Source organism: Streptomyces sp. NBC_01478 (genome assembly GCF_036227225.1).
GTDB lineage: Bacteria > Actinomycetota > Actinomycetes > Streptomycetales > Streptomycetaceae > Streptomyces.
Window position 1 is genome coordinate 8,023,375 of the sequence record NZ_CP109444.1, and the last position, 24,358, is coordinate 8,047,732.

General features: G+C 69.5%; 24 protein-coding genes. 18 read left to right on the forward strand and 6 right to left on the reverse strand.

Annotation, left to right across the window (positions count from 1 at the left end; all coding sequences use genetic code 11):
• Positions 1–70: 70 nt before the first annotated feature.
• The 6 genes from OG223_RS36400 to OG223_RS36425 all read left to right on the forward strand — a co-directional run bounded on the left by OG223_RS36400 (position 71) and on the right by OG223_RS36425 (position 7,740).
• Positions 71–1,867: an ABC transporter substrate-binding protein gene (locus OG223_RS36400; protein WP_329257982.1), complete on the forward strand. Its 1,797-nt coding sequence runs from the start codon at positions 71–73 to the stop codon at positions 1,865–1,867.
• Positions 1,868–1,977: 110 nt separating this feature from the next.
• A complete protein-coding gene (locus tag OG223_RS36405; protein ID WP_329257984.1) occupies positions 1,978–2,976 on the forward strand; it encodes an ABC transporter permease in 999 nt (332 codons plus the stop codon).
• Positions 2,973–4,070, forward strand: a complete 1,098-nt coding sequence (locus OG223_RS36410) for an ABC transporter ATP-binding protein (protein WP_329257986.1) — start codon at positions 2,973–2,975, stop codon at positions 4,068–4,070. Before OG223_RS36405 ends, OG223_RS36410 begins: the two co-directional genes overlap by 4 nt.
• Before the next feature lie 23 nt (positions 4,071–4,093).
• The gene (locus tag OG223_RS36415; RefSeq protein WP_329257989.1) at positions 4,094–5,347 is read left to right on the forward strand and encodes an ABC transporter ATP-binding protein; all 1,254 of its coding nucleotides are present in this window, start codon (positions 4,094–4,096) and stop codon (positions 5,345–5,347) included.
• Between the two features lie 295 nt (positions 5,348–5,642).
• Complete coding sequence (locus OG223_RS36420) at positions 5,643–7,034, forward strand: M1 family metallopeptidase (RefSeq protein WP_329257994.1); 1,392 nt, start codon at positions 5,643–5,645, stop codon at positions 7,032–7,034.
• Between the two features lie 49 nt (positions 7,035–7,083).
• Positions 7,084–7,740, forward strand: coding sequence for a trimeric intracellular cation channel family protein (locus tag OG223_RS36425; RefSeq protein ID WP_329257997.1), 657 nt, complete (start codon positions 7,084–7,086; stop codon positions 7,738–7,740).
• On the opposite strand, the gene OG223_RS36430 is transcribed toward OG223_RS36425, so the two are convergent.
• Positions 7,649–8,887, reverse strand: a complete 1,239-nt coding sequence (locus tag OG223_RS36430) for an alpha/beta hydrolase (RefSeq protein ID WP_329258000.1) — start codon at positions 8,885–8,887, stop codon at positions 7,649–7,651. The two genes, OG223_RS36425 and OG223_RS36430, sit on opposite strands and share 92 nt — an antisense overlap.
• Before the next feature lie 174 nt (positions 8,888–9,061).
• Here OG223_RS36430 and OG223_RS36435 point away from each other — a divergent pair, with 174 nt between their 5' ends.
• Positions 9,062–9,925, forward strand: coding sequence for a thioesterase family protein (locus OG223_RS36435; RefSeq protein ID WP_329258003.1), 864 nt, complete (start codon positions 9,062–9,064; stop codon positions 9,923–9,925).
• A gap of 284 nt (positions 9,926–10,209) precedes the next feature.
• On the opposite strand, the gene OG223_RS36440 is transcribed toward OG223_RS36435, so the two are convergent.
• Entirely contained in the window at positions 10,210–10,803 is a 594-nt protein-coding gene (locus OG223_RS36440; protein WP_329258005.1) for a TIGR03086 family metal-binding protein, read from the reverse strand.
• A gap of 78 nt (positions 10,804–10,881) precedes the next feature.
• On the opposite strand from OG223_RS36440, the gene OG223_RS36445 reads away from it, so the two are divergent.
• Both OG223_RS36445 and OG223_RS36450 read left to right on the forward strand, forming a co-directional pair.
• On the forward strand, positions 10,882–11,871 hold the full coding sequence (locus tag OG223_RS36445; RefSeq protein WP_329258008.1) for a helix-turn-helix transcriptional regulator: 990 nt from the start codon (positions 10,882–10,884) through the stop codon (positions 11,869–11,871).
• A 140-nt stretch (positions 11,872–12,011) separates the two neighbouring features.
• The gene (locus OG223_RS36450; RefSeq protein WP_329258011.1) at positions 12,012–12,380 is read left to right on the forward strand and encodes a hypothetical protein; all 369 of its coding nucleotides are present in this window, start codon (positions 12,012–12,014) and stop codon (positions 12,378–12,380) included.
• Positions 12,381–12,462: 82 nt separating this feature from the next.
• Here the strand turns inward: OG223_RS36450 and OG223_RS36455 are convergent, their stop codons facing one another.
• Positions 12,463–13,104: a TetR family transcriptional regulator gene (locus tag OG223_RS36455; protein ID WP_329258014.1), complete on the reverse strand. Its 642-nt coding sequence runs from the start codon at positions 13,102–13,104 to the stop codon at positions 12,463–12,465.
• Between the two features lie 141 nt (positions 13,105–13,245).
• On the opposite strand from OG223_RS36455, the gene OG223_RS36460 reads away from it, so the two are divergent.
• The 3 genes from OG223_RS36460 (at position 13,246) to OG223_RS36470 (ending at position 15,000) form a co-directional block, all read left to right on the forward strand.
• Positions 13,246–13,413 carry a hypothetical protein gene (locus OG223_RS36460; RefSeq protein WP_329258017.1) on the forward strand — a complete coding sequence of 56 codons (168 nt, stop codon included), beginning with the start codon at positions 13,246–13,248 and terminating at the stop codon, positions 13,411–13,413.
• 65 nt (positions 13,414–13,478) lie between these two features.
• Positions 13,479–13,763 (forward strand): DUF4190 domain-containing protein, encoded by a 285-nt coding sequence (locus OG223_RS36465; RefSeq protein WP_329258020.1) that lies wholly within the window; start codon positions 13,479–13,481, stop codon positions 13,761–13,763.
• A 73-nt stretch (positions 13,764–13,836) separates the two neighbouring features.
• Positions 13,837–15,000 (forward strand): cysteine desulfurase family protein, encoded by a 1,164-nt coding sequence (locus tag OG223_RS36470; RefSeq protein ID WP_329258023.1) that lies wholly within the window; start codon positions 13,837–13,839, stop codon positions 14,998–15,000.
• Positions 15,001–15,022: 22 nt separating this feature from the next.
• On the opposite strand, the gene OG223_RS36475 is transcribed toward OG223_RS36470, so the two are convergent.
• Complete coding sequence (locus OG223_RS36475) at positions 15,023–16,588, reverse strand: multicopper oxidase family protein (RefSeq protein ID WP_329258025.1); 1,566 nt, start codon at positions 16,586–16,588, stop codon at positions 15,023–15,025.
• 214 nt (positions 16,589–16,802) lie between these two features.
• Complete coding sequence (locus OG223_RS36480; RefSeq protein WP_329258028.1) at positions 16,803–17,537, reverse strand: N-acetylmuramoyl-L-alanine amidase; 735 nt, start codon at positions 17,535–17,537, stop codon at positions 16,803–16,805.
• 60 nt (positions 17,538–17,597) lie between these two features.
• Here OG223_RS36480 and mnmA point away from each other — a divergent pair, with 60 nt between their 5' ends.
• On the forward strand, positions 17,598–18,728 hold the full coding sequence (mnmA, locus tag OG223_RS36485; protein WP_329258031.1) for a tRNA 2-thiouridine(34) synthase MnmA: 1,131 nt from the start codon (positions 17,598–17,600) through the stop codon (positions 18,726–18,728).
• A gap of 55 nt (positions 18,729–18,783) precedes the next feature.
• Here mnmA and OG223_RS36490 read toward each other — a convergent pair whose 3' ends face one another.
• The gene (locus tag OG223_RS36490) at positions 18,784–19,107 is read right to left on the reverse strand and encodes a DUF427 domain-containing protein (protein WP_329258034.1); all 324 of its coding nucleotides are present in this window, start codon (positions 19,105–19,107) and stop codon (positions 18,784–18,786) included.
• Positions 19,108–19,157: 50 nt separating this feature from the next.
• Here OG223_RS36490 and OG223_RS36495 point away from each other — a divergent pair, with 50 nt between their 5' ends.
• The 5 genes from OG223_RS36495 (at position 19,158) to ligA (ending at position 24,113) form a co-directional block, all read left to right on the forward strand.
• On the forward strand, positions 19,158–19,688 hold the full coding sequence (locus tag OG223_RS36495; protein ID WP_329258038.1) for a TIGR00730 family Rossman fold protein: 531 nt from the start codon (positions 19,158–19,160) through the stop codon (positions 19,686–19,688).
• 40 nt (positions 19,689–19,728) lie between these two features.
• Positions 19,729–20,427 (forward strand): SDR family oxidoreductase, encoded by a 699-nt coding sequence (locus OG223_RS36500; protein ID WP_329258040.1) that lies wholly within the window; start codon positions 19,729–19,731, stop codon positions 20,425–20,427.
• A complete protein-coding gene (locus OG223_RS36505; RefSeq protein WP_329258042.1) occupies positions 20,424–20,825 on the forward strand; it encodes a hypothetical protein in 402 nt (133 codons plus the stop codon). Before OG223_RS36500 ends, OG223_RS36505 begins: the two co-directional genes overlap by 4 nt.
• A 72-nt stretch (positions 20,826–20,897) precedes the next feature.
• Entirely contained in the window at positions 20,898–21,905 is a 1,008-nt protein-coding gene (locus tag OG223_RS36510; protein ID WP_329258045.1) for a methionine synthase, read from the forward strand.
• Between the two features lie 15 nt (positions 21,906–21,920).
• Positions 21,921–24,113, forward strand: coding sequence for an NAD-dependent DNA ligase LigA (gene ligA, locus OG223_RS36515; RefSeq protein WP_329258047.1), 2,193 nt, complete (start codon positions 21,921–21,923; stop codon positions 24,111–24,113).
• The last annotated feature ends 245 nt before the right edge of the window (positions 24,114–24,358 follow it).

Consider the following 24,358-nt stretch of genomic DNA (forward strand, 5'->3'; position numbering starts at 1 on the left):
TCCGCACCACCCCCATCTGTCCCGTGGCACCAACACGGGGTCTCTCATCTAGTCCGGAGGATCCGAGATCGTGACAACCCAACGCACTCCAGGGCGGCGCAAGAAGGCATTCGCCGCCGCTGCTGCGGTCGCCGCACTGCTGACCACGGCGGCGTGCGGCGGTGGCAGCGACGACAACAGCGGTTCGAAGACCGGCGCCGCCGGCTTCGACGCCGCGAACAACAAGGTCGCCCAGGCCTCGCTGGTCAAGAAGGGCGGCACGCTGCGCTTCGGCGGTGCCCAGGATGCCGACTCGTGGGACACCACGCGTGGTTACTACGGCTTCATGTGGGACTTCGCGCGCTACTACAGCCGCCAGTTGGTCACGGGCAAGACGGAGCCGGGCAAGGCCGGCGCCGAGCTCACCCCGGACCTCGCCACCGGTCTCGCCAAGGTCACCGACGGCGGCAAGACCTACACGTACACCCTGCGTGACGGCGTCACGTGGGAGGACGGCAAGCCGATAACGTCCAAGGACGTGAAGTACGGCATCGAGCGCGTGTGGGCGCAGGACGTGCTGTCCGGCGGTCCGACGTACCTCAAGGACTTCCTCGACCCCAACGGCGAGTACAAGGGTCCCTACAAGGACACGACCAAGGACAAGCTCGGTCTGAAGGCGATCACCACGCCGGACGACAAGACGGTCGTCTTCCACCTCCCGAAGGCCAACTCGGACTTCCAGGAGGTGCTGGGTCTGGTCTCGGCCTCCCCGGTCCGCCAGGACATGGACACCAAGTCCAAGTACGGCCTGAAGCCGTTCTCCTCCGGCCCGTACAAGTTCGAGTCGTACAGCCCCGGCAAGAGCCTGACGCTGGTGCGCAACACGAACTGGAAGCAGTCCTCGGACCCGATCCGCAAGGCGTACCCGGACAAGATCACCGTCCAGTTCTTCTCGGACGCCAACCAGCTCGACCAGCGCCTGCTCAACGGCGACCTGGACCTGGACATCAACCAGACCGGCATGTCCCCGCAGGGCCGCACCACCGCCCTGAAGGAGCACAAGGCCAACCTGGACAACCCGGTCTCGGGTTACATCCGTTACGCGGCCTTCCCGCAGAGCGTGGCGCCGTTCAACAACATCGAGTGCCGCAAGGCCGTCATCCTCGGTGCGGACCACGTCTCGCTGCAGACCGCGCGCGGTGGCCCGATCGCCGGTGGTGACATCGGCACCAACATGCTCCCGCCGTCCGTCCCGGGCTCCGAGGGCCAGAAGTACGACCCGTACAAGATCTCGGGCGCGAACAAGAACGGCAACATCGCCGAGGCCAAGGCGGCCCTGAAGGCGTGCGGCAAGCCGAACGGCTTCTCCACCACCATCGCGGTGCGCAACAACAAGCCGGTCGAGGTCGCCACGGCCCAGTCGCTCCAGGCGTCGCTGAAGAAGATCGGCATCAACGCGCAGATCGACCAGTTCGACGGTTCGCAGACCACCGGCATCATCGGCAGCCCTTCGAACGTGAAGAAGAAGGGCTACGGCATCATCATCATGGGCTGGGGTCCGGACTTCCCGACCGTCCAGGGCTTCGGTCTGCCGCTGTGGGACAGCAAGTACATCGCCCCGAGCGGTAACAACAACTTCTCCCTGATCAACGACAAGACCATCGACGGCCTGTTCAACACGTACGTCACCACGCTGGACGAAGCCGGCAAGACCCAGATCTCGACCGAGATCAACCACAAGGTCATGGAGGGCGCGTACTACCTGCCCTTCACCTTCGAGAAGTTCATCAACTGGCGTGGCGACAACCTCGCGAACGTCTACACGACGGACAACTACAGCGGTACGTACGACTTCGTCAATCTCGGCCTGAAGAACCCGAAGAAGTAAACCGGCACACCCGCCGTACGGCACGAAAGGCAGGTGAAGGCCGGCGCGGCGTGGTCGCGGGCCATCGGATGACCTCCGGTGGCCCGCGGCCCCGCAGCGGGCCGTAAGCTGTGCTCGCTTACCTCATCAGGCGGCTGTTCGCCGCCGCAGTGATGCTCGTGGTCATCGTCATGGTGGTCTTCGGCATCTTCTTCCTCGTCCCCAAGTGGGCGGGCGTGGACATCGCCACGAGCTTCGTGGGCAAGCAGGCCGACCCGGCAGCCGTCGAGGCAGTACGGCAGAAGCTGGGCCTGAGCGACCCGATCTACGCCCAGGTCTGGCACTTCTTCAAGGGCATCTTCGTCGGACGCACCTACTCCGGCGGCGGCGATGTCACTCACTGCGCCGCACCCTGCTTCGGCTACTCCTTCCGCAGCGAGCAGGCCGTCTGGCCGGTGCTCACCGACCGCTTCCCGGTGACCCTGGGACTCGCGCTCGGTGCCGCCGTGCTGTGGCTGGTCTTCGGTGTCGCGGCCGGTGTGCTCTCCGCCCTCAAGCGGGGCAGCATCTGGGACCGCGGTGCGATGGTCGTCGCGCTCGCGGGTGTCTCCCTCCCCATCTACTTCACCGGTCTGCTCAGCCTGGCGATCTTCGCCTTCGGGCTCCATTGGATCGACGCGCAGTACGTGCCGCTCGACCAGAGCGTCAGCGGCTGGCTCGGCGGCATGATCCTCCCCTGGATCACCCTCGCCTTCCTGTACGCGGCGATGTACGCCCGGATCACCCGCGCCACCATGCTGGAGATCCTCGGCGAGGACTACATCCGCACCGCCCGCGCGAAGGGCCTGACCGAACCGGTCGTCATCGGCAAGCACGCCATGCGCTCCACGCTCACCCCGATCCTGACCATGCTCGGCATGGACCTCGGCGCCCTCATCGGCGGCGCCATCCTGACGGAGTCGACGTTCAACCTGCCCGGCCTCGGCCGCGCGGTGCTGGACGCCATCCGCAACCAGGACCTGCCCATCATCCTGGGCGTCACCCTGATCACTTCTCTCGCGGTGCTTCTCGCCAACCTCGTGGTGGACATCCTGTACGCCGTGATCGACCCCCGAGTGAGGCTCTCATGACGGAACTCAGCAAGAGCGGGGCAGCGGTGGGCGAACCCACGTCCGCCTCTCCGGCCCCGACCGCCTTCCTCGAAGTGCGCGACCTCAAGGTGCACTTCCCCACCGACGACGGCCTGGTCAAGTCCGTCGACGGGCTCAGCTTCGCGCTGGAGAAGGGCAAGACCCTCGGCATCGTGGGCGAGTCCGGCTCCGGCAAGTCGGTGACCTCGCTCGGCATCATGGGCCTGCACACCGCCGGCCAGTACGGCAAGCGCAAGGCGCAGATCTCCGGCGAGATCTGGCTGGACGGCACCGAGCTGCTGTCCGCCGACCCCGACCACGTGCGCAAGCTGCGCGGCCGGCAGATGGCGATGATCTTCCAGGACCCGCTCTCCGCGCTGCACCCGTACTTCACGATCGGCCAGCAGATCGTGGAGGCGTACCGGATCCACCACGACGTCGACAAGAAGACCGCCAAGCGCCGCGCGGTCGAGATGCTCGACCGGGTGGGCATCCCGCAGCCCGACAAGCGCGTGGACAGCTACCCGCACGAGTTCTCCGGCGGTATGCGCCAGCGCGCGATGATCGCCATGTCGCTGGTCAACAACCCCGAGCTGCTGATCGCGGACGAGCCGACGACCGCCCTGGACGTGACCGTCCAGGCGCAGATCCTCGACCTCATCCGCGACCTCCAGAAGGAGTTCGGCTCCGCGGTCATCGTCATCACCCACGACCTGGGCGTCGTCGCCGAACTGGCCGACGACATCCTGGTGATGTACGGCGGCCGGTGCGTCGAGCGCGGTCCGGCCGAGGACGTGTTCTACCAGCCCCGACACCCCTACACCTGGGGCCTGTTGGGCTCGATGCCCCGGCTCGACCGTGAGCAGCAGGAGCGGCTGATCCCGGTCAAGGGCTCCCCGCCCTCGCTGATCAACATCCCGTCCGGTTGTGCCTTCAACCCCCGATGCCCCTACGCCGACCTCCCGAAGGACAACCTCACCCGCACGGTCCGGCCCGAACTGGCCGAGGTCGGCAGCCGGCACTGGGCCGCCTGCCACCTGGACGCGGAGCAGCGGGAGCGTATCTGGACCGAAGAGATTGCGCCGAAGCTGTGAGCGAGAAACCCAAGGACACAGCAGTGAGCATCCCCGCGCAGACCAAAGGCCCCGAGGCCACCAAGGGCGGTGTCGCCCCCGGCGAGACCCTGCTGAAGGTGACCGGGCTGCAGAAGCACTTCCCGATCAAGAAGGGCCTGCTGCAACGGCAGGTCGGCGCCGTGCACGCGGTCGACGGTCTCGACTTCGAGGTCAAGGCCGGCGAGACGCTGGGCGTCGTGGGCGAGTCGGGCTGCGGCAAGTCGACGATGGGCCGGCTGATCACCCGGCTGCTGGAGCCGACCGGCGGCACGGTCGAGTTCCAGGGCAAGGACATCACGCACCTCGGGGTGAGCGGCATGCGTCCGCTGCGCCGGGACATGCAGATGATCTTCCAGGACCCGTACTCGTCGCTGAACCCGCGCCACACCATCGGCACGATCGTCGGCGCTCCCTTCAAGCTCCAGGGCGTCGAGCCCGAGGGCGGGATCAGGAAGGAAGTGCAGCGGCTGCTCGAGGTGGTCGGGCTCAACCCCGAGCACTACAACCGCTATCCGCACGAGTTCTCCGGCGGTCAGCGCCAGCGCATCGGCATCGCCCGCGCGCTCGCGCTCAACCCGAAGCTGGTCGTGGCCGACGAGCCGGTGTCCGCGCTCGACGTGTCGATCCAGGCGCAGGTGGTCAACCTGCTGGACGACCTCCAGCAGGAGCTCGGCCTGACGTACGTGATCATCGCGCACGACCTCTCGGTGGTCCGGCACGTCTCGGACCGGATCGCGGTGATGTACCTCGGCAAGATCGTCGAACTCGCCGACCGCGAGCTGCTGTACCGGGCGCCGATGCACCCGTACACCAAGGCCCTGATGTCGGCGGTGCCGATCCCGGACCCGCGGCGGAAGAACGCGAAGAGCGACCGCATCCTGCTCACGGGCGACGTGCCCTCGCCGATCTCCCCGCCCACCGGCTGCCGTTTCCACACCCGTTGCTGGAAGGCGACCCAGATCTGCACGACGACCGAGCCGCCGCTCCTCGAGCTGCAGCCCGGCCAGCAGGTCGCCTGCCACCACCCGGAGAACTTCGCGGACCAGGCCCCGCAGGACACGGTCCTGCTGACGGCCGCGAAGGAGGCCGAGAAGCTGGTCGGCGACGCGGTGCTGGAGGAGTCGGCGGAGACGTCGGTCGCGGTGGCGGCCGCTCTTTCCGAAGAGGCGGCCGAAACCGCTGAGGCCACCGACTCCGCGGCAGCGGAACCGGAGGCGGAAGCGGGCGGCCAGGAGTCGACCGACAAGCAGAACTGATCGCTTCCGATATCGACGCGAAGACCCCCCGCAGCCACTGCGGGGGGTCTTCGCGTCGGTGAACCCCGTGGTGTACGCCGCCGTCGCGTTGTAGCGAGCCACCTCGGTTGACGCATGACAGGTGTGCGGGCACGTCAGGCGGCCTGTGTCACCTCGTGCCGCCCGGGCCGGTCATCAGGAGTCAACTCCCCAGTAACGCATGACGAGTTGGTAAAGTCATGCCCATGACCAGACAGGTGCGGGCAGAGTCGAGCGGGTCCGACTGATCGGAAACACGCACCGAAGGGACGACTTCATGGCACTCTCCCGTTCGGCACGTCTGGGGGCCCTCGCGACCGCGGCGGCCTCCTTTCTTGTCATCGCCGCTTCCCCCGCCCCCACCCCCGGCGCCGACGGCATCGGTGACTCCTACTTCCCGCAACTGGGCAACGGCGGCTTCGACGCCCGGCACTACGCCCTCGACGTCGCCTACAACCCCGACACCGACCGGCTCGACGGCCGTACGACACTCACGGCCCGCGCCACCCAGAACCTCTCCTCCTTCGACCTGGACCTCCAGAAGCTGGAGGTCACCAAGGTCCAAGTGAACGGAAGACGGGCCCAGTTCACCCGCACCGGCGACGAACTGCGCATCACGCCGAGGGACTTCCTCCGCAAGGGCAGAGACTTCACGGTCACCGTCACCTACGGCGGTGTACCCGAACCCCTCAACGGCCCCATCGTGTTCGGCTCCGACTACGGCTGGATGAAGACCGCCGACGGAGTCTTCGTCGCCTGCGAACCCAACGCCGCCTCCACCTGGTTCCCGTCCAGCGACCACCCCTCCGACAAGGCCACCTACGACATCCGTATCAAGGCCCCCAAGGGGCTCACCGGAGTCTCCAACGGCCGCCTCGTCTCGACGTACGACAAGGGCGACTCGACGTACTCCCACTGGCGGGAGTCGAAGCCCATGGCGACCTATCTCGCCACCGCCACCATCGGGAAGTTCGACGTGAAGACGGGGACGACCCCCGGCGGCACCCCGATCTACGTCGCCATCGACCCCGTCCTCGCCAACAGCAACAGCGTCGACGTGTACGCCGTGACCGCCGCCGCGACCGACTACTGGTCGCAGGTCTTCGGGCCGTACCCCTTCGAGGAGACCGGTGCGATCGTCGACGACATGCCGGAGGCCGGCTTCTCGCTGGAGGTGCAGAGCAAGCCCGCCTACTCCGCCGTGCGCAGTGAGTCGACGATCGTGCACGAGCTGGCCCACCAGTGGTTCGGCGACTCCGTGTCGGTCGCGCACTGGAAGGACATCTGGCTCAACGAGGGCTTCGCGACCTACGCTCAGTGGCTGTGGGCCGAACACCAGGGCACCCGCTCCGCGCACGACTCGTTCCTGGCCGGCTACAACTCCCGCCCCGCGGACAGCGCCTTCTGGCAGACCGTCGTGGCGGACCCGCAGCGGGACACGATGTTCGCCTCCGCCGTCTACCAGCGCGGCGCGATGACCCTCCAGATGCTCCGCGAACGCATCGGCGACACCGCGTTCTTCAAGCTGCTGCCCGCCTGGACGAAACTCCACCGCTACGGCAACGGCGACACGGCAGGCTTCATCAAGCTCGCCGAGAAGATCAGTGGCCAGCAGCTCGACGACCTGTTCCAGACCTGGATCTCCACACCGGGCAAGCCCACCCTGTAGCTCCACCCTGCTGATCCGTCCCGCCGAACCCCACGGGTAACAATGTGGGGTGCTCCAGCAACTGTTCAGCCCCTCCGTCCAGCACACGCTCGACCTCGTCGGCATCTTCGTGTTCGCCATCTCCGGCGCGCTGCTGGCCGTCCGCAAGAACTTCGACGTGTTCGGCATCGCCGTCCTCGCCGAGGTCACCGCGCTGGGCGGAGGGGTGTTCCGGGACCTGGTCATCGGGGCGGTGCCCCCGGCCGCCTTCACGGACCTGGGGTACTTCCTCACCCCGTTCCTCGCCGCCCTGCTCGTCTTCTTCCTCCACCCGCAGGTGGAGCGGATCCAGACCGGGGTCAACGTCTTCGACGCGGCCGGCCTCGGCCTGTTCTGCGTCACCGGCACGGTGAAGGCGTACGACTACGGGCTCGGCCTGACCGCCTCGGTGGCCCTCGGTCTCGGATCCGCCGTCGGCGGCGGTGTGCTGCGGGACGTACTGGCCAACGAGACGCCGTCCCTGCTGCGTTGGGACCGCGACCTGTACGCGGTCCCCGCCATCGTCGGCGCCACCATGGTCGCCCTCTGCATCCGCTACGACGTGCTGGGGCCGTTCACCAGCGGGCTCGCGGTCGTCACCGCTTTCGTGCTGCGCCTGCTCGCGATGCGGTTCCACTGGCGAGCTCCGCGTGCGTGGAACCGGCGTTCGACCGTCCGTGAGGAGTAGTGCTCCCGGTCTTCGCGTGCGGACGGTTCTTGCCCATCTCCAGCGTCAGCCAGCGGAACACGGCCTTCACCTGCGGCCGCCACAGCGCCATCGTGTGACCGCCGTCGCTGCGCGGCAGGAACACCACATGCACGGTCGTCGGCGCCTCGGCGACGGAGGCCAGAGCGGTGCCCGTCTCGTAGCCGTCGCCTGACTCGCCCGAGATGTACAGCGCGATCGGCGGCGGGGTCCTCTTCGCCTTCAGCAGCAGGTAAGGGTTGTTCGCGGCGCGCAGGGCCGGGCTCGCAGCGGCGAGTGAATTGCGTTCCGCGATCGGGTCGTTGTAGCCGGACATGCCGACGGCCGCGCGGTAGCGGTCCGGGTGGGCCACCGCGAGCTTGACCGCGCAGTGCGCCCCGGCCGAGTAGCCGGCCACCGCCCAGCCCGAAGGGGCCGCCTCGGCGCGGAAGTTGTCCATGACCATCTTCGGTACGTCGACGCTCAGCCAGCTGTCGGCGTTGACCGTGCCGGTGATGTTGGCGCAGCCGGTGTCGACGCCGGCCAGCAGGTTGGTGCGCGGCGCGACCAGGATGAAGGGCGCGACCCGGCCGCTCTTCATCAGCGGCAGCAACTGCGAGTTCGCGTGCAGCGACCCGAACCAGGCCTTCGCCGACCCGGGATAGCCCGGCAGCAGCTCGACGACCGGGAACGTGTGGTGGCGGTAGGCGGGCTCCTTGTACTGCGGCGGCAGCCACACGTACACCTCGGCGTTGACGCCGGACACCCGGCCCTTGAGCTGGGTGACCTCCACCCCGCCGGCCGCGCGCATGCCGGCGCCCTCGGCAGGGGAGAAGTCCTGCTTGACCTTGGGCAGCCGTTTCAGCGAGATGTCGCCGGTGCCGTTCCTGCCGAGGTCGGCGGCCTGCTGGACGTGGTTGCCGGTGCCGAGGAGGTCGGCCCAGTTGTCGTAGAGGTTGTTCTGGTTGTTGACCATCACGAAGACCAGGGTGACGGCCGTGGCCTGGGCGAACAGCAGCATCAGGGCCCGTGCCGCCACGCGTACGGCCTTGGGGCCGCGCATCCGCGACCACAGCACGAGCGGCAGTATGAGGGCGACGATCGTCAGCACGACGGCGGTGTAGAGGAACGGAGTCCCGGTGAGGCTCATGTCCCCAAAGAGGGGGATCACCGGCCGCGGGTCACGGACGAGTCCGGACACTTACCGAGAAATTGCCGGTTCCTCACCCGGGAGTCCGGTGGTCCGGCGGTGGTTCGCCGGAGGTTTCATCTGCCCGCAATAACAAAGCTACCGCTTAGTAATCGACTGTTGTACGGTTCATCCATGCGAGAAGCAGCATCCGCGCCGGCGCCCGTACGGGCCACGATCGGCGACAGTGAGTTCGACCGCGACACGGCGGTCACCCGTCGCGCCCCGGGCGTCTACGACATCGACCTCTCGGCCGGCTGGACGATCATCAGCGCCGTCAACGGCGGCTACCTCCTGGCGGTCCTGGGCCGGGCCCTGGCGGATGCGCTCCCGCACCCCGACCCGTTCACGATCTCCGCGCACTACCTGACGGCGTCCCAGCCGGGCCCGGCGGTCATCCGCACGGAGACGATCCGCACCGGCCGCACCCTCTCCACGGGCCAGGCCTCCCTCTTCCAGTACGACGAGGAGGGCGCGGAGGTCGAGCGCATCCGTGTCCTGGCCTCGTACGGCGACCTGGACGCGCTCCCCGATGACGTCCGCACCGCGGCCCGCCCTCCCTCTTTCCCACCCCTGGACCAGTGCTTCGGCCCCCAGGACGGCCCCGCCCCCGTCCCCGGCAGCTCGGCCATCACCGACCGCCTGATGCTGAAGCTGGACCCGTCCACCCTCGGCTGGGCCCTGGGCGCCCCCTCAGGCAAGGGCGAGATGCGCTCCTGGTTCGGCCTGGCGGACGGCCGCGACGCGGACCCCGTCTCCCTCCTCCTGGCGGTGGACGCGCTCCCCCCGACGGCCTTCGAGATAGGCCTCAAGGGCTGGGTCCCCACGGTGGAACTCACGGTCCACGTCCGCGCCCGCCCCGCCCCGGGCCCCCTCCGCGTCTCCATCACCACCCGCAACCTGGCCGGCGGCTTCCTCGAGGAGGACGCGGAGGTCTGGGACAGCACCGACCGACTGGTCGCCCAGTCACGGCAGTTGGCCCGCGCGCGACTGACCTGACGACCCGTTCGCCCGGCCCGCTCCGTCGGGTGCAGGGGTGCAGGGCTGGCCATCTGAACCGCGCCGGATTGCCAACTGCCGTCGAAGGGCGGCTTCTTCGGGTGCCGGCAGCCCCGAGGCGGGGTGCTCGGCGGTGGCGCGGACGTGGATCACGATCTCAGTGCCCCGCCTTCGATCCGCGGACGCCACTCGGGCTCCAGTGCGGGTCCCCCCTCATGCGGAACTCCATCCGCGGCCATCGCCGCCTGCCGAACAGCGTGACGTCGCCCGGTGTCCCGCTCCCGTCAGGCGGGACTGATCGGGCTTCGCCCCAGCCAAGCGGCCAACTGGCCGTAGGCGTCGGCCCCTTCAGGGATCGGTTGGGCCGTGGCGAAGGGGGTGTCCGCGTCCCGTTGCTCGTCCGGGAGGGCCCTGCGGGCGAACGCCAGCGCGAACTCGGCAAGTTCCGGGTCGAGTTGGAGGGGATGGCCCAGGGCTTCCGAGAGGTCCCAGGTGTGGGTGACGCCCTCCATCACGTAGCCGGAGAGGGCGATACGGCCCGGTGCCTCGCCCCAGGGAACCCGGACCAGGGCGTCCAGGCGGGCGTCGTCCGACCAGGCCTTGGCGACCCGGGTGCGGGCCTCGTCGTACGCGGTCGGCCAGTCCTCGTCCGAGACGCCGTCCACGAAGGGGTGGACGGCCATGCCGTCGCCGCCCTCGCCCACCGTCGCGATGCGGTGGGTGCCGCCGACGAGATGGCTCAGCAGGGTGCGTACGTCGAACTCCGTGCACGGGGTGGGAGCGCCGAGCCGCTCCGGTCGTACCGTCCTGATCAGCGCGGCCGCCTGCTCGGTCGCGCGGGTGTAGAGGGGGCGGGGGTCCATGGCGTTTGTGTTCATGGCCGTCATGGTGGGTCCATAACCTGACAGTTTCCGTCAACATTTGCGTCCGGTGTTCGGGAGGCCGATCCTGAGGGCGTGAAGGCCGACCGACTCCTCTCGATCCTGCTGCTCCTGCAGACCCGGGGCCGCGTCCCCGCGCACGAACTCGCCGCCCGGCTGGAGGTGTCGGTGCGGACCGTCTACCGGGACGTCGAGGCGCTGTCCGCATCGGGCGTGCCGGTGTACGCCGAGCGCGGACGGCACGGCGGGATCGAGCTGCTCGCCGGGTTCCGCACGGACGTCACGGGACTGACCGCCGACGAGTCACGCGCCCTGTTCATCCTGGCCGCGCAGGGCGCCCACGCCGCCCTCGGCCTCGACGCCGCGCTCGGTTCCGCGCTGCGCAAGGTGATGGCCGCGCTGCCGGCGCCGTACCGCCCGGCCGCCGAGGTGGCCTCCCGGCGCATCCTCGTCGACGCCACGCGCTGGAAGAGCGGGCCCCAACTCGCCGTGGACCTGGAGGTGTTGCAGGACGCGGTGTTCACCGACCGGCGGCTGCGGCTGCGGTACCGGCACAGCGGCGCCAAGGAACCCAGCACCTACACCGTCGACCCGTACGGCCTCGTCTCCAAGGCCGGTGTCTGGTACCTGGTCGCCGACCGCCGCACGCGACCCCGCCTCTTCCGCGCCGACCGCGTCCACTCGGCCACCCTCCTGCCCGACCCCGTGAAGCGCCGCCCGGGCATCGAACTCACCCACGCCTGGGAGGAGTTGCGCCGCCAGGTCGAGGAACGCCCCGGCGGACTCGACGTCACCGTCCGCGTCCGCCGCGCCCGCCTCGACATGTTCCTGCGCCTCAGCGCCTCCTCGCTCGCCGAACTCCCCACGGACGACGGGCAGGACGACGGTGAGAGCGACTGGGTGACGGTCCGGCTGACGTACGGCGTCGTCCGCGAGGCGCGCCAACTGCTCCAGTTCGCCGACGCGTTGGAGGTCGTATCGCCGCCGGAGGCACGCGCCGAGGTGGCCGCCGCGGCCGCTTCTGTCACGGAGCTGTACCAGCGAGTAGGCGGGCCCCGATCCTGAAGTCGCAGGTCAGGAAGGTCTCTTGGGCTGCTCTTTACTCGGCGCACAGGGTGGGGACAGGGCACCTACAACGAAGCCTTAAGGGGCGTTGGTTGAGTTCCCGTCACAACGCATCCTCATCGTTTTTGGAGTTGTTTCTCATGAAGCGTGCGCGTCTCCTCCCCGCAGTGGCCCTGCTGGCGCTCTCGCCCCTGGCCCTGGCGGCCTGCGGCTCTAGCGACTCCTCGTCGTCCTCCGGCAGCGGCAACTCCGGCTCCACACAGTCCTGTTCCGCGCCGACCGGCAACGCCACGGCACGGCCCAGCGGCGCCCCGTCCGGTGCGCCCACGGGCGCGGCGGCCTCGGGCAAGCCGACAGGTCAGCCGACGGGCATGCCGACCGGCAACGCCTCCGGTATGCCGAGCGGCGGACCCGGTGGTGGAGGGGGTGGCCAGGGCGGCGGCCCTGGTGGCGGTTGCGGCGGCGGCCCGGGCGGTGGCCAGATGAGCGGCGCCCCGCAGCAGGGCTGACCGCGGCTCCCGCACGACAGGGGCGGCACGGCCCGTGCATCGGGCGTGCCGCCCCTGTCGTATGCCCGTCTCCGGTGTGGCGTCAGCCGAGCCAGTGCCGCCTGCCGACGCTGATCAACCGCATCTGGCGCGTGGCGAGTCGGGTGACGCGCTCGCGCTCCTCGCCGGAGAACTCCGTGGTCTCCGTGGCCTCCATGGCCTCCATGAAGAGCGAGGCCGTGATGAGCATCTGGTCGACATAGAGGTGGGCGAGCATCAGCAGGTCCTCGTCGTTCCAGCCGCCGGACTCCGGGTCCTTGGCGAGTTCGGCCTTCACCTCCTCGGCGAACCGGGCGAGCTGCTCCCGGATGGCCTGCCGTACCGGCTGCACCCCGCCGTGCCGCTCGCGGGCGATGAAGCGGACGTGGGCCGGGTAGGTGTCCACGTGGTGGGCGATCAACTCGACCGCGCGCGTGATGCGTTGGCCGCTGTCGGCCGGGGCCACCGTCTGCCGGATCATCGGATGCAGACTGCCCAGCGCCTCCTCGACGAGTGCGACCCCGAGGTCCTCCGTGGACCGGAAGTGCCGGTAGAAGGCAGTCGGGGCGACGCCCACGGCGCGGGTGACCTCGCGCAGCCCCAGACTGCTCAGGCTCTGCTCCTCCAGCAGCCCCAACGCGGCGTCCAGCAACGCCTGTCGGGTCTTCTGCTTCTGTGCCTGCCGGATGCCGAGGGTGTGACTCATGTCATCCAGTTAACAACTGTTCTCCGTAATTGGAAAGTCGTCGGACGCGCTAGACTCAAGTTCAGTGAACAAGTGTTACTACAACCGTTCACCGAAACGTAACGAGAGCCGTCCCGGCCGTCTCGGAGGGGGATTCATCCCATGCTGTTCCTCGTCGCAGCGCTCCTGCTGTTCGGCGTCGTGGTGGGCACCGTGGCCCACGCGCCGCTCGCCTTCACCGCCGTCGCCGCCACCGTCATCGCCGTATGGCTGGGCATCTTCGCGCTCCGCGAGCGGCACGGCCGCCGCAGCCGTACGACCGCCAACTGACCGTCCGCGGCCGTCCGTCGACCGCCCGTCCCACCGCCCGCCCGATCATCGGGAGCTGAACCACCATGCAACTCACCGCACCGGCAAGCAGCACCACCACCGACGTCAAGCCCACCGGCCGGCGTGACGCCGACGGCATGGCCGTCGCGTCCTTCATCCTCGGCCTCGTCGGGCTGCTCGTGCTCAATGTCTTCCTCGGCCCGATCGCCATCGCCCTGGCCGGCGCGGCGCTGTGGCGCGGCACCGCCCGCCGCGGCCGTGCCCTCCTCGGCCTCGGGCTCGGGATCGCCGATCTGCTGGTCCTCGTCGCCTTCATGCAACTGGACAGCACCGTCTCCTGGAGCTTCTAGGAAGCGCGCCGGATCTCGCAGGCGTCCCCGCCCCTCCGGGGTGCCCACCGGGGACCGTAGAATCGGCGTCACCATGGCATACCTCGACCACGCCGCGACCACCCCGATGCTTCCCGAGGCAGTCGAGGCGATGACGGCCCACCTGAGCATCACGGGCAACGCCTCCTCCCTCCACGCGTCCGGCCGCAAGGCCCGCCGTACGGTCGAAGAGTCCCGGGAGACCCTCGCCGAGGCGCTCGGCGCCCGCCCCAGCGAGGTCGTGTTCACCTCCGGCGGCACCGAGGCCGACAACCTCGCGGTGAAGGGCCTGTACTGGTCCCGCCGCGACGCCGACCCGGCCCGCACCCGGGTCCTCGCCAGCCCCGTCGAGCACCACGCCGTCCTGGACGCCGTGCACTGGCTGGGCGAACACGAGGGCGCCACCGTCGAGTACCTCCCGGTCGACTCCTACGGCCGGGTCCACCCCGAGGTGCTGCGCGAGGCGATCGCCCGCAACCCCGACGACGTCGCCCTGGTCACCGTGATGTGGGCCAACAACGAGATCGGGACCGTTCTGCCGGTCCGTGAACTCGCCGATGTGGCGGGGGAGTTCGGCATCCCGCTGCACGCCGACGCGGTGCAGGCCTTCGGGCAGGTCCCGGTCGACTTCGCCGCCTCCGGGCTCGCCGCGATGACCGTCTCCGGCCACAAGATCGGCGGCCCGTACGGCATCGGCGCCCTGCTGCTGGGCCGCGAGTACACCCCCGTACCCGTCCTGCACGGCGGCGGCCAGGAACGCCATGTCCGCTCCGGCACCCTCGACGTCCCCGCGATCGCCTCCTTCGCGGTCGCCGGCCGCCTCGCCGCCGAACAGCGCGAGTGGTTCGCCCGCGAGATCGGCGCCCTGCGCGACGACCTCGTCACGGCCGTCCGCACGGCGGTCCCGGACGGGATCCTCGGCGGGGACCCGGTGGACCGGCTCCCGGCCAACGCCCACTTCACGTTCCCCGGCTGCGAGGGCGACTCCCTGCTGCTCCTGCTGGACGCGCAGGGCATCGAGTGCTCCACCGGCTCGGCCTGCACCGCGGGCGTCGCCCAGCCCAGCCATGTCCTGCTCGCCACCGGAACCGATCCGGACCTCGCCCGCGGCACCCTGCGCTTCTCCCTCGGCCACACCTCCACGGAAGCGGATGTGGAGGCCGTGGCGAAGGCGATCGGCCCGGCGGTGGAACGTGCGCGCGCCGCCGGGCTGACCTGAGGACCGCTCACCAGCGGTCCGGCTAGCTCTCCGTCACCATGAGGGAGGCCATCATGCCCTCGTCCTCGTGCTGCAACAGGTGGCAGTGGAGCATGTACATGTAGGTGTCGTCGGAGAAGTCGGTGAACTCCATGGCGATCTTGATCGAGCCGCCGCCGACCACCTCGTAGGTGTCGTACCAGCCGAGCTGGACCCCGGTGGGATCCTCGCCGTTGATGGAGATCAACTGGTACGGCACGTCGTGCAGGTGGAACGAGTGTTCCAGTTGGGTGGAGTTCTGGATCGTCCAGATCTCCTTCGAGCCGACCGTCGTACTGATCATCGCCATCGCGGCCATCGTCGTGCCCGCCGACCCGTTGATCAGCATGGTGGCGCCGTTCTGGCCCAGGGTGATCGTCCGCGCGGTGAAGTCGGTCGTGTCGTACCGGTCGATGGTGTTGAGGGTGCTGGGCAGGTCGTCCGGGGTGTCGGTGCCGCTGGCCGTCACCGCGAGGACGTCGTACGTGCCGCTGCCGCCGCGGATCCAGCCGGTGGTGATCACGGCCTGCAGGGTGGCGTCCGCGGTGAGGTCCATCGTGAACTCGGCACGGGCGCCGGCCACCAGGCGGATCGTGGTCACCTCGGTGGCCTCGGTCAGGTAGCCCTGGTCGGTGCTGATCTGGGTGAGGGTGCCGCCGTCGCTGCGCTGGATCACGATGATGTCGGACGGTGAGGCGTTGAGCGCGCGGAACCGGGTGCGGGTCTTGGTGGCGGTGAAACCGAGCGTGGTGGAGTCCACGTTGGTTCCGTTGAGCAGGAGCGGGAAAGTGGTGGTGCTCAGCCGGTAGCCGGCCGCGTCGTACTTGATGTCTCCGTCGGTGTCCACGGCGAGGGACTGGAAGATGAGCGGGATGTCGTCGACGCCGTAGTCGCTGGGCAGCGCGGCGGACGCGTCCGTGGAGTCCTCGACGATGATCATCCCGGCCAGGCCGTGCACGGCCTGCTTGGCGGTGGTGCCCAGGGCGTGCGGGTGGTACCAGAGCGTGGTGGCCGGGTCCTTGACCGTGAACGTGGGCGACCAGGTCGTGCCGTCCGCGAAGGCGACCTGGGGGCCGCCGTCCATCTTCGCGGGCACGTGGGCGCCGTGGAAGTGGACGGTGGTGTCCTCGCCGATGTTGTTGGTGATGTTGAGAAGGACCACGTCGCCGTTGGTCCACTTCAGGGTCGGGCCCAGGAAGTCCTGGTTGTAGCCCATCGTGGTGCTGGTGACGCCCGAGATCACCTCGGCGGAGCCGGTCTTGGCCTCCAGCGTGTACGTGGTGACGCCGTCGGTGGTGGTGCCCTCAAGGAGGTCGGGGACGGTGAGGGTGGCGTCCGCCGCGGACGCCTTGCTCTTCGCCGCGCCGTTCAGCAGGGAGAAGGCCCCGCCGGCCGCCGCGACCGCCGCGATGCCGGTCCCGGCCATCCCGCCGAGGAACTTGCGCCGGTGCAGACCCTTGCCACGGGCCGCGATGTCCTTGCCGTGCTCGCGCTTCTCGGCGGCGGATTTGCGGTGGTTGCCCTTTGCGTCGTTGTTCTGGCCGGACGCGGGCTCGCTGGTGTGTGTCATGGCGCCAGAGATTTGACCTAAGGCCTGTGTAAAGACTGGGTGACACTTAGTAGCCAGCAGGGCAAGCTATGAAAGGTATGCGTGCATGATCGCTCCTCAACTCCCCTTGGGGAGATGTCGAGTTGAGGTGCACCAGGTCACATCCGGAGCGGGGGACGCATCGGACACCGTCGTAACTGAAACGACTCATAGCCAAACCCCCATGTGACGCGAGTCACACTTGCGTCCGGTGTGCCCGCCTTACGAGTGTCATGTACCGGTCCCAGTCCCAGTACCGCCCGGGGTCCGTGTGATCGGTCCCCGGCACCTCGACGTGCCCGATGACGTGCTTCCGGTCGACGGGGATTCCGTACCGCCGGCATATCTCCGCCGTCAGTCGCGCGGAGGACGTGTACATCGCGTCGGTGAACGAGGACGCCCGCTCCACGAAGCCCTCGTGCTCGATGCCGACACTTCGTTCGTTGTACGACCGGTTGCCCGCGTGGAAGGCCACGTCCAGCTCGCGGATCATCTGCGTGACCGCCCCGCCCTTACGGACGATGTAGTGCGCGGCCGCCTGGTGCGCGGGGTCCTGGAAGGCCTTCACCGCACTCTCGTAGCCGCCCTGGGTGACATGGACGACCACCATGTCTATCGCGTAGTCGTCCGGCCGGTCCGCCCGCCGGTAGTTCGCCGAGGACGCCGCCACCCACGTCGCCTCCCGGAAGTCGACCGCCCCCGGAGTCCGCGGCTTCTCCACCCCCGGCAGCCGCCACCACAACCGCGCCAACTCGTCCCGGGCCAGCACGCCCGTCCCCACGGCGGCCGCGGCGCCGCCGATGAGCAGCGCGCGCCGCCCGGGATGCCGGCCGGTGCCGCCCGGCGGCTTGTCCCTGCCGCCCGGTGACTTCTCCGCGCCGCCCGGTGGCTTGGCTGTCCGGTCGTCCTGATCGCTCTGTGTCTCCCCCATGTGATCGTCAACGGATACTCGCGGGCCCCGGTTCCCGACGCCCCGTACCCTGGAAGGGTTATGACTGAGACCTCGCCGCGCCCCCGCCCCCTTCGCGTACTCGCCGCCATGTCCGGCGGAGTGGACTCCGCCGTCGCCGCCGCCCGAGCCGCGGAAGCCGGCCACGACGTGACCGGCGTCCACCTCGCACTCTCCGCGAACCCGCAATCGTTCCGCACGGGCGCGCGTGGCTGTTGCACGATCGAGGACTCACGGGACGCCCGCCGCGCCGCCGACGTCATCGGCATCCCGTTCTACGTCTGGGACCTCGCCGACCGCTTCCGTGAGGACGTCGTCGAGGACTTCGTCGCCGAGTACGAGGCCGGCCGCACCCCGAACCCCTGCCTGCGCTGCAACGAGAAGATCAAGTTCGCCGCGCTCCTCGACAAGGCCCTCGCCCTCGGCTTCGACGCGGTCTGCACCGGCCACTACGCCCAGGTGATCGTGAACGAGGACGGCACCCGCGAACTGCACCGCGCCTCCGACATGGCCAAGGACCAGTCCTACGTCCTCGGCGTCCTGGACGAGCGGCAGCTCGCGCACGCCCTCTTCCCGCTAGGCGACACCGTGACGACGAAGGACGAGATCCGCGCGGAGGCCGAGCGCCGCGGCCTCGCGGTCGCCAAGAAGCCCGACTCGCACGACATCTGCTTCATCGCCGACGGCGACACCCAGGGCTTCCTCGCGAACCGCCTCGGCAAGGCCGAGGGCGACATCGTCGACGAGTCCGGCTCCGTCATCGGCTCGCACGAGGGCGCGTACGGCTTCACCATCGGCCAGCGCAAGGGCCTGCGCATCGGCACCCCGGCCGCCGACGGCAAGCCGCGCTACGTCCTGGACATCTCCCCGGTCGACAACACGGTGACGGTGGGCCCGGCCGCCTCCCTCGACGTCAGCGGCCTCACCGCAGTCAAGCCCCGCTGGTGCGGCACGGCCCCCACCGGCCCCGGCACCTACACCGCCCAGCTCCGCGCCCACGGCGGCGAGACCGAGGTCACCGCCGAACTCGTCGACGGCACCCTGGAGGTGACGTTCAGCGAGCCGGTACGGGGCGTGGCCCCCGGCCAGGCGATCGTGCTGTACGACGACACGCGCGTGGTGGGGTCGGCGACGATCGCGACGACCACGCGCGCGGCGACGGCGATGGCCTGAGACCAGGCCGTCGCGCGTCGCCCGTCGCGCCGTGAAGGAAGCGGTCAGTCGTCGCTCACAGCACCTCTACTTCGTAGAAGCAGAGGTGGTCCTTGATCTGCGCCACGTCGGGCTTGGGGTCGGGGTACGCCCACACCAGGTCGGCCGCGTCCGGGAGGGACCAGTAGGACGCGTCGCCCTTGAAGGGGCAGTGGGTGTGGGTCTCGGAGGGGGTCAGGAGGTCGAGGCGCACATCCTCCGGGGGGATGTAGTAGCGCACCGGGGAGCCGGTCTCCTTCAGGACGAGGGGGCGGTCGCTCTCCGCCAGCACCTGGTCGCCGTGGACGACGCGTACGTGCCGGTCGCCCTGCTCGATCGTGATCGTGTGTCCGTCAGCCATACCGGAAAAGCACTCGCGGGCCCCTGGTTCTTCCCGCGTACGGTGACGACATGAGGATCTGTGTCTTTCTCTCCGCCGCCGATCTGGACGAGCGCTACACCCGCCCCGCGCGGGAGTTCGCCGAACTGCTCGGCAAGGGCGGGCACACGCTCGTGTGGGGCGGTTCGGACGTCGGGCTGATGAAGGTGGTCGCGGACGGCGTACAGGCCGCCGGCGGACGGCTGGTGGGCGTCTCGGTGACCTTCCTGGCGGCGTCGGCACGGCCGGGCGCCGACGAGATGGTGATCGCGGGCGACCTCGCCGAACGCAAGAGGCTGCTTCTGGAGAAGGCCGACGCCGTGGTCGTCATGGTGGGCGGTACCGGAACGCTGGACGAGGCGACGGAGATCCTGGAGCTCAAGAAGCACGGCCACACCGACAAGCCGGTGGTGCTGCTGAACACCGCGGGCTTCTACGACGGTCTGAAGACCCAGTTCCGGCGCATGGAGGACGAGGGGTTCCTGCCCGTCCCGCTCACCGACCTGGTGTTCTTCGCGGAGGAGCCGGTCGGGGCGCTGGCCTACCTCGAAGCTGTGACATAAGCGGCTACCGCCGCGGGCTTCGGTACCCGCTGATGCGAGCATGGCGGGCATGCCTACACATGTGATCACCGGGGCCGGTTCCGGCATCGGCGCGGCCGTCGCCCGCAAGCTGCACGCGCGCGGGGACGAACTCGTGCTCCACGCGCGCGACGCGGGCCGCGCGAAGGAACTGGCGGCGGAGTATCCCGGGGCACGCACCCTGGTGGGCGACCTCGCGGACCCCGACAAGCTGAGCTGGGCGTTCTCCCACCAGAGCCTGCCCGACCGGGTGGACAGCCTCCTGCACATCGCCGGAGTGGTCGACCTCGGCCCGGTGGGCGACCTGACCCCCAAGACCTGGCGCCACCAGCTCAACGTCAACCTGATCGCCCCCGCCGAACTCACCCGGCACTTCCTGCCCCAACTCCGGGTGGCCGGCGGCCACGTCGTCTTCGTCAACTCCGGTGCGGGCCTGCGCGCGAGCGCCGACTGGTCCGCGTACGCCGCCTCCAAGCACGGCCTGAGGGCCCTGGCCGACTCCCTGCGCCACGAGGAACACGGCAACGGCGTCCGGGTCACCTCGGTCTACCCCGGCCGCACCGCCAGCCCCATGCAGGCCAAGGTCCACCAGCAGGAGGGCAAGCCGTACGACCCCTCGCAGTGGATCGACCCCGAGTCCGTCGCGACGACGATCCTGATGGCGATCGACCTGCCTGCGGACGCGGAGGTCAACGATCTGACGGTACGGCCGGGACGGTGACCGGGCCGGAGCGCAGGAACAGGGCGAACGGCGCGGAGGTCCGGGACTGGCTCGACGAGGTCTGGGGGCGTACGGAGGCCGCGGTCGTCCTCGCGGGCGGCGACGACGGCGGACCGCTCGCCAAACGCGGGCTCATTGGTGAGGTGTTCGACCCCGAGGAGCTCGCGGAGCTGCGCACTCTCACCACGACCGGCACGTTCGCGGACGACATCTGCCGTTGCCACGGCAGCATGACCATCGCCCTGCTCGACGCCGAGGGCGAGTTCATCGGGAGCGGCAGCGTGCACGGCGAGACGGACGTCTCCTGGGAGCGCGGCCGATTCCGGAACAACCTGGAGGTGGCGGATCCGGAGCAACTGGTCGGGTTCTTGGAGCGGCTCGGGATCCGGATGCGCTGAAGTCCAGATCGGCGCAATCAAACCGACGTCACCCCGGAATCCGCCCCACTGTCGGCGGCTTAGGCTTCCGGGGTGAGCAACAACAGCCAGTTCAGCTTCGGCGCGGCCACCGGCATCGGATCCCTGCCCGGCACCGACGCCCGGGAGGCCGCGAAGACCGCGACCGGGGCCTTCGAGGACTTCCCGTTCCTGCCCGAGCTGCCGGCCCGGGGACCCGGCGCGGACATGATCGGGCGGACCGCCGGGCTGCTCGTCGAGGTGTACGCGCGTGTGGAGCCCAGCGGTTGGCGGATCGGGGACCGGCCGGGTCGGGACACGAAGCGGGCCTGGGCCTGGCTGGGGGAGGACCTCGACGCGTTCGAGGAGTTCACCCAGGGGTACGAGGGGCCGCTCAAGGTGCAGGCCGTGGGCCCCTGGACCCTCGCCGCCGGCCTGGAGTTGAGGAACGGCGAGTCCGTGCTCTCCGACCCCGGCGCCTGCCGCGACCTCGCCGGCTCGCTCGCCGAGGGGCTGCGCAATCACCTCGCCGACGTTCAACGCCGTGTCCCCGGCGCCCAGATCGTGCTGCAGCTCGACGAACCGTCCCTCATCGCCGTCCTGCGCGGACAGGTCAGGTCCGCCAGCGGCTACCGCACCCACCGCGCCGTCGACCGTCAACTCGTCGAGGACACGCTCCGCCAGGTCGTCGGGGTGCACGAGAACGGCCCGGTCGTCGTCCACTCCTGCGCACCGGACGTGCCGTTCGCCCTGCTGCGCCGGGCGGGCGCGGCCGGGGTCTCCTTCGACTTCTCGCTCCTCACCGAGCGTGACGACGACGTGATCGGCGAGGCGGTCGAGGCCGGCACCCGGCTGTTCGCCGGTGTCGTGCCGGGCACGGACACCGCATTGTCAGACCCTGCCGGTAGCGTCATGGGTGTCAGGACGCTGTGGCGCAGGCTGGGGCTGCGACCGGGACTTCTCGCGGAGGCGGTCACGATCACCCCGTCGTGCGGACTCGCGGGGGCTTCTCCCGAGTACGCACGCCGAGCTCTCGCCTACTGCGTCCGGGCGGCGAGATCCCTCGCGGACAACCCTGAGTGACGGAAGGACAACACGGTGGCCGGCGACAGGCAAGCGGAGACGGCGGTGCCCGCAGAGGCACGGGAGAAGCACGCGCAGCTCGCTGAGCAGATCGAGGAGCACCGCTTCCGGTACTACGTGAACGACGCGCCGGTCGTCAGCGACGCGGATTTCGACCAACTCCTGCGCGCCCTGGAGGCGTTGGAGGAGGAGTATCCCGAGCTGCGCACGCCCGACTCCCCGACCCAGAAGGTCGCGGGGGCGTACGAGACGGAGTTCACGTCCGTCGTCCACCGCTCCCGCATGCTCTCCCTGGACAACGCGTTCGACGACCTGGAGCTGGCGGCCTGGGCCGAGCGCGTCCACAAGGACGTCGGCACCTCGGACTACCACTTCCTGTGCGAGCTGAAGGTCGACGGCCTCGCCGTCAACCTGACGTATGAGCACGGCCGCCTCACGCGCGCGGCGACCCGCGGCGACGGTCGTACGGGCGAGGACATCACGCCCAACGTCCGCACGATCGCGGACATCCCGGACCGGCTGACCGGCGAGCGCGTGCCCGACCTCGTGGAGATCCGCGGCGAGGTCTACTTCCCGATGGAGAAGTTCGAGGAGCTCAACGCCCGGCTGGTCGAGGCAGGCGACAAGCCCTTCGCCAACCCCCGTAACGCGGCGGCGGGTTCACTGCGCCAGAAGGACCCCCGCGTCACCGCCGGCCGCCCTCTCCACATGGTCGTGCACGGCATCGGCGCCCTGGAGGGCTTCGACCCCCTCACCCGCCTCTTCGAGGCGTACACCCTGCTGAAGACCTGGGGCCTGCCCACCTCCCCGCACAACAGGGTGGTCGACGACCTCGACGGCGTACGGGAGTTCATCCGGTACTACGGCGAGAACCGCCACTCCGTCGCGCACGAGATCGACGGCGTGGTGGTCAAGCTCGACGAGATCCCGCTCCAGGGACGGCTCGGCTCCACCTCCCGCGCCCCGCGCTGGGCGATCGCGTGGAAGTACGCGCCCGAGGAGGTCAACACCAAACTCGTCAACATCCGGGTGGGCGTGGGCCGTACGGGCCGGGTCACGCCGTACGCCCAGGTCGAGCCGGTGACGGTGGCCGGCTCGGAGGTCGAGTTCGCGACGCTGCACAACCAGGAGGTCGTCAAGGCCAAGGGCGTCCTCATCGGTGACACGGTGGTGCTGCGCAAGGCCGGTGACGTCATCCCGGAGATCCTCGGCCCGGTCGCCGACCTGCGTGACGGCAGCGAGCGGGAGTTCGTGATGCCGGCCGAGTGCCCCGAGTGCGGGACGCCGCTGCGGCCGATGAAGGAGGGCGACATCGACCTCCGCTGCCCGAACGCCCGTGCCTGCCCTGCCCAGTTGAGGGAGCGGCTCTTCTACCTCGCGGGCCGCAAGGCGCTGGACATCGACCACTTCGGCTATGTCTCGGCCGCCGCTCTCACCAAGCCGCTGGAGCCGGCGGACCCGCCGCTGAAGGACGAGGGCGACCTGTTCGACCTCACCATCGAGCAGTTGCTGCCCATCAAGGCGTACGTCCTCGACCAGAACAGCGGGCTGCCCAAGCGCGACCCGAAGACCGGCGAGGAGAAGATCGCCACGGTCTTCGCCAACCAGCAGGGCGAGCCGAAGAAGAACGCGCTCGCGATGCTGGAGACCATCGCGGCGGCCAAGGACAGCCCGCTCGCCCGTGTCCTCACGGGTCTGTCGATCCGTCATGTCGGCCCAGTTGCGGCCGAGGCGCTGGCCCGCGGGTTCCGTTCGATCGAGCGGATCGAGCAGGCCACCGAGAAGGAGCTGGCGGACACCGACGGTGTCGGCGAGATCATCGCCGCCTCGCTCAAGGAGTGGTTCGCCGAGGACTGGCACCAGGAGATCCTCCGCAAGTGGCGGGCCGCCGGGGTCCGCATGGAGGAGGAGGGTTCCGCCGAGGACGAGGGCCCGCGCCCGCTGGAGGGGCTGACCGTCGTCGTGACCGGCACACTCGAGCACTTCACCAGGGACGGGGCGAAGGACGCCCTGCAGAGCCGCGGAGCGAAAGTGACCGGTTCTGTTTCGAAGAAGACGTCTTTCGTCGTCGTAGGTGACAATCCTGGTTCGAAGTACGACAAGGCGATGCAGGTCAAGGTGCCTGTTCTGAACGAGGACGGCTTCACCGTCCTGTTGGAGCAGGGGCCGGAGGCGGCCGCCGAAGTCGCGCTTCCGGTCGAGGAGTAGCGAGGAGCAGCGGTTGAAGGCCACCCGATCGGCGCATACCAGATGCATACGGGTGGCCGGGTCGCATTCGGGCAACCGTCTACGACCGCTGCCCGTGGAAGCCTTCTGCGGCCTACTGTTGAGGTGTGCACCTGCCGTGCCCGGCTGCGGTTGGGGCAGCCCCCTGCTCTTGGTGAGCAGGGGGAGGGGTTTTCCAAACGCGGTTCCGTTGACGGAAGTCGGGCATCGGACCGCGTGGCGTGGGC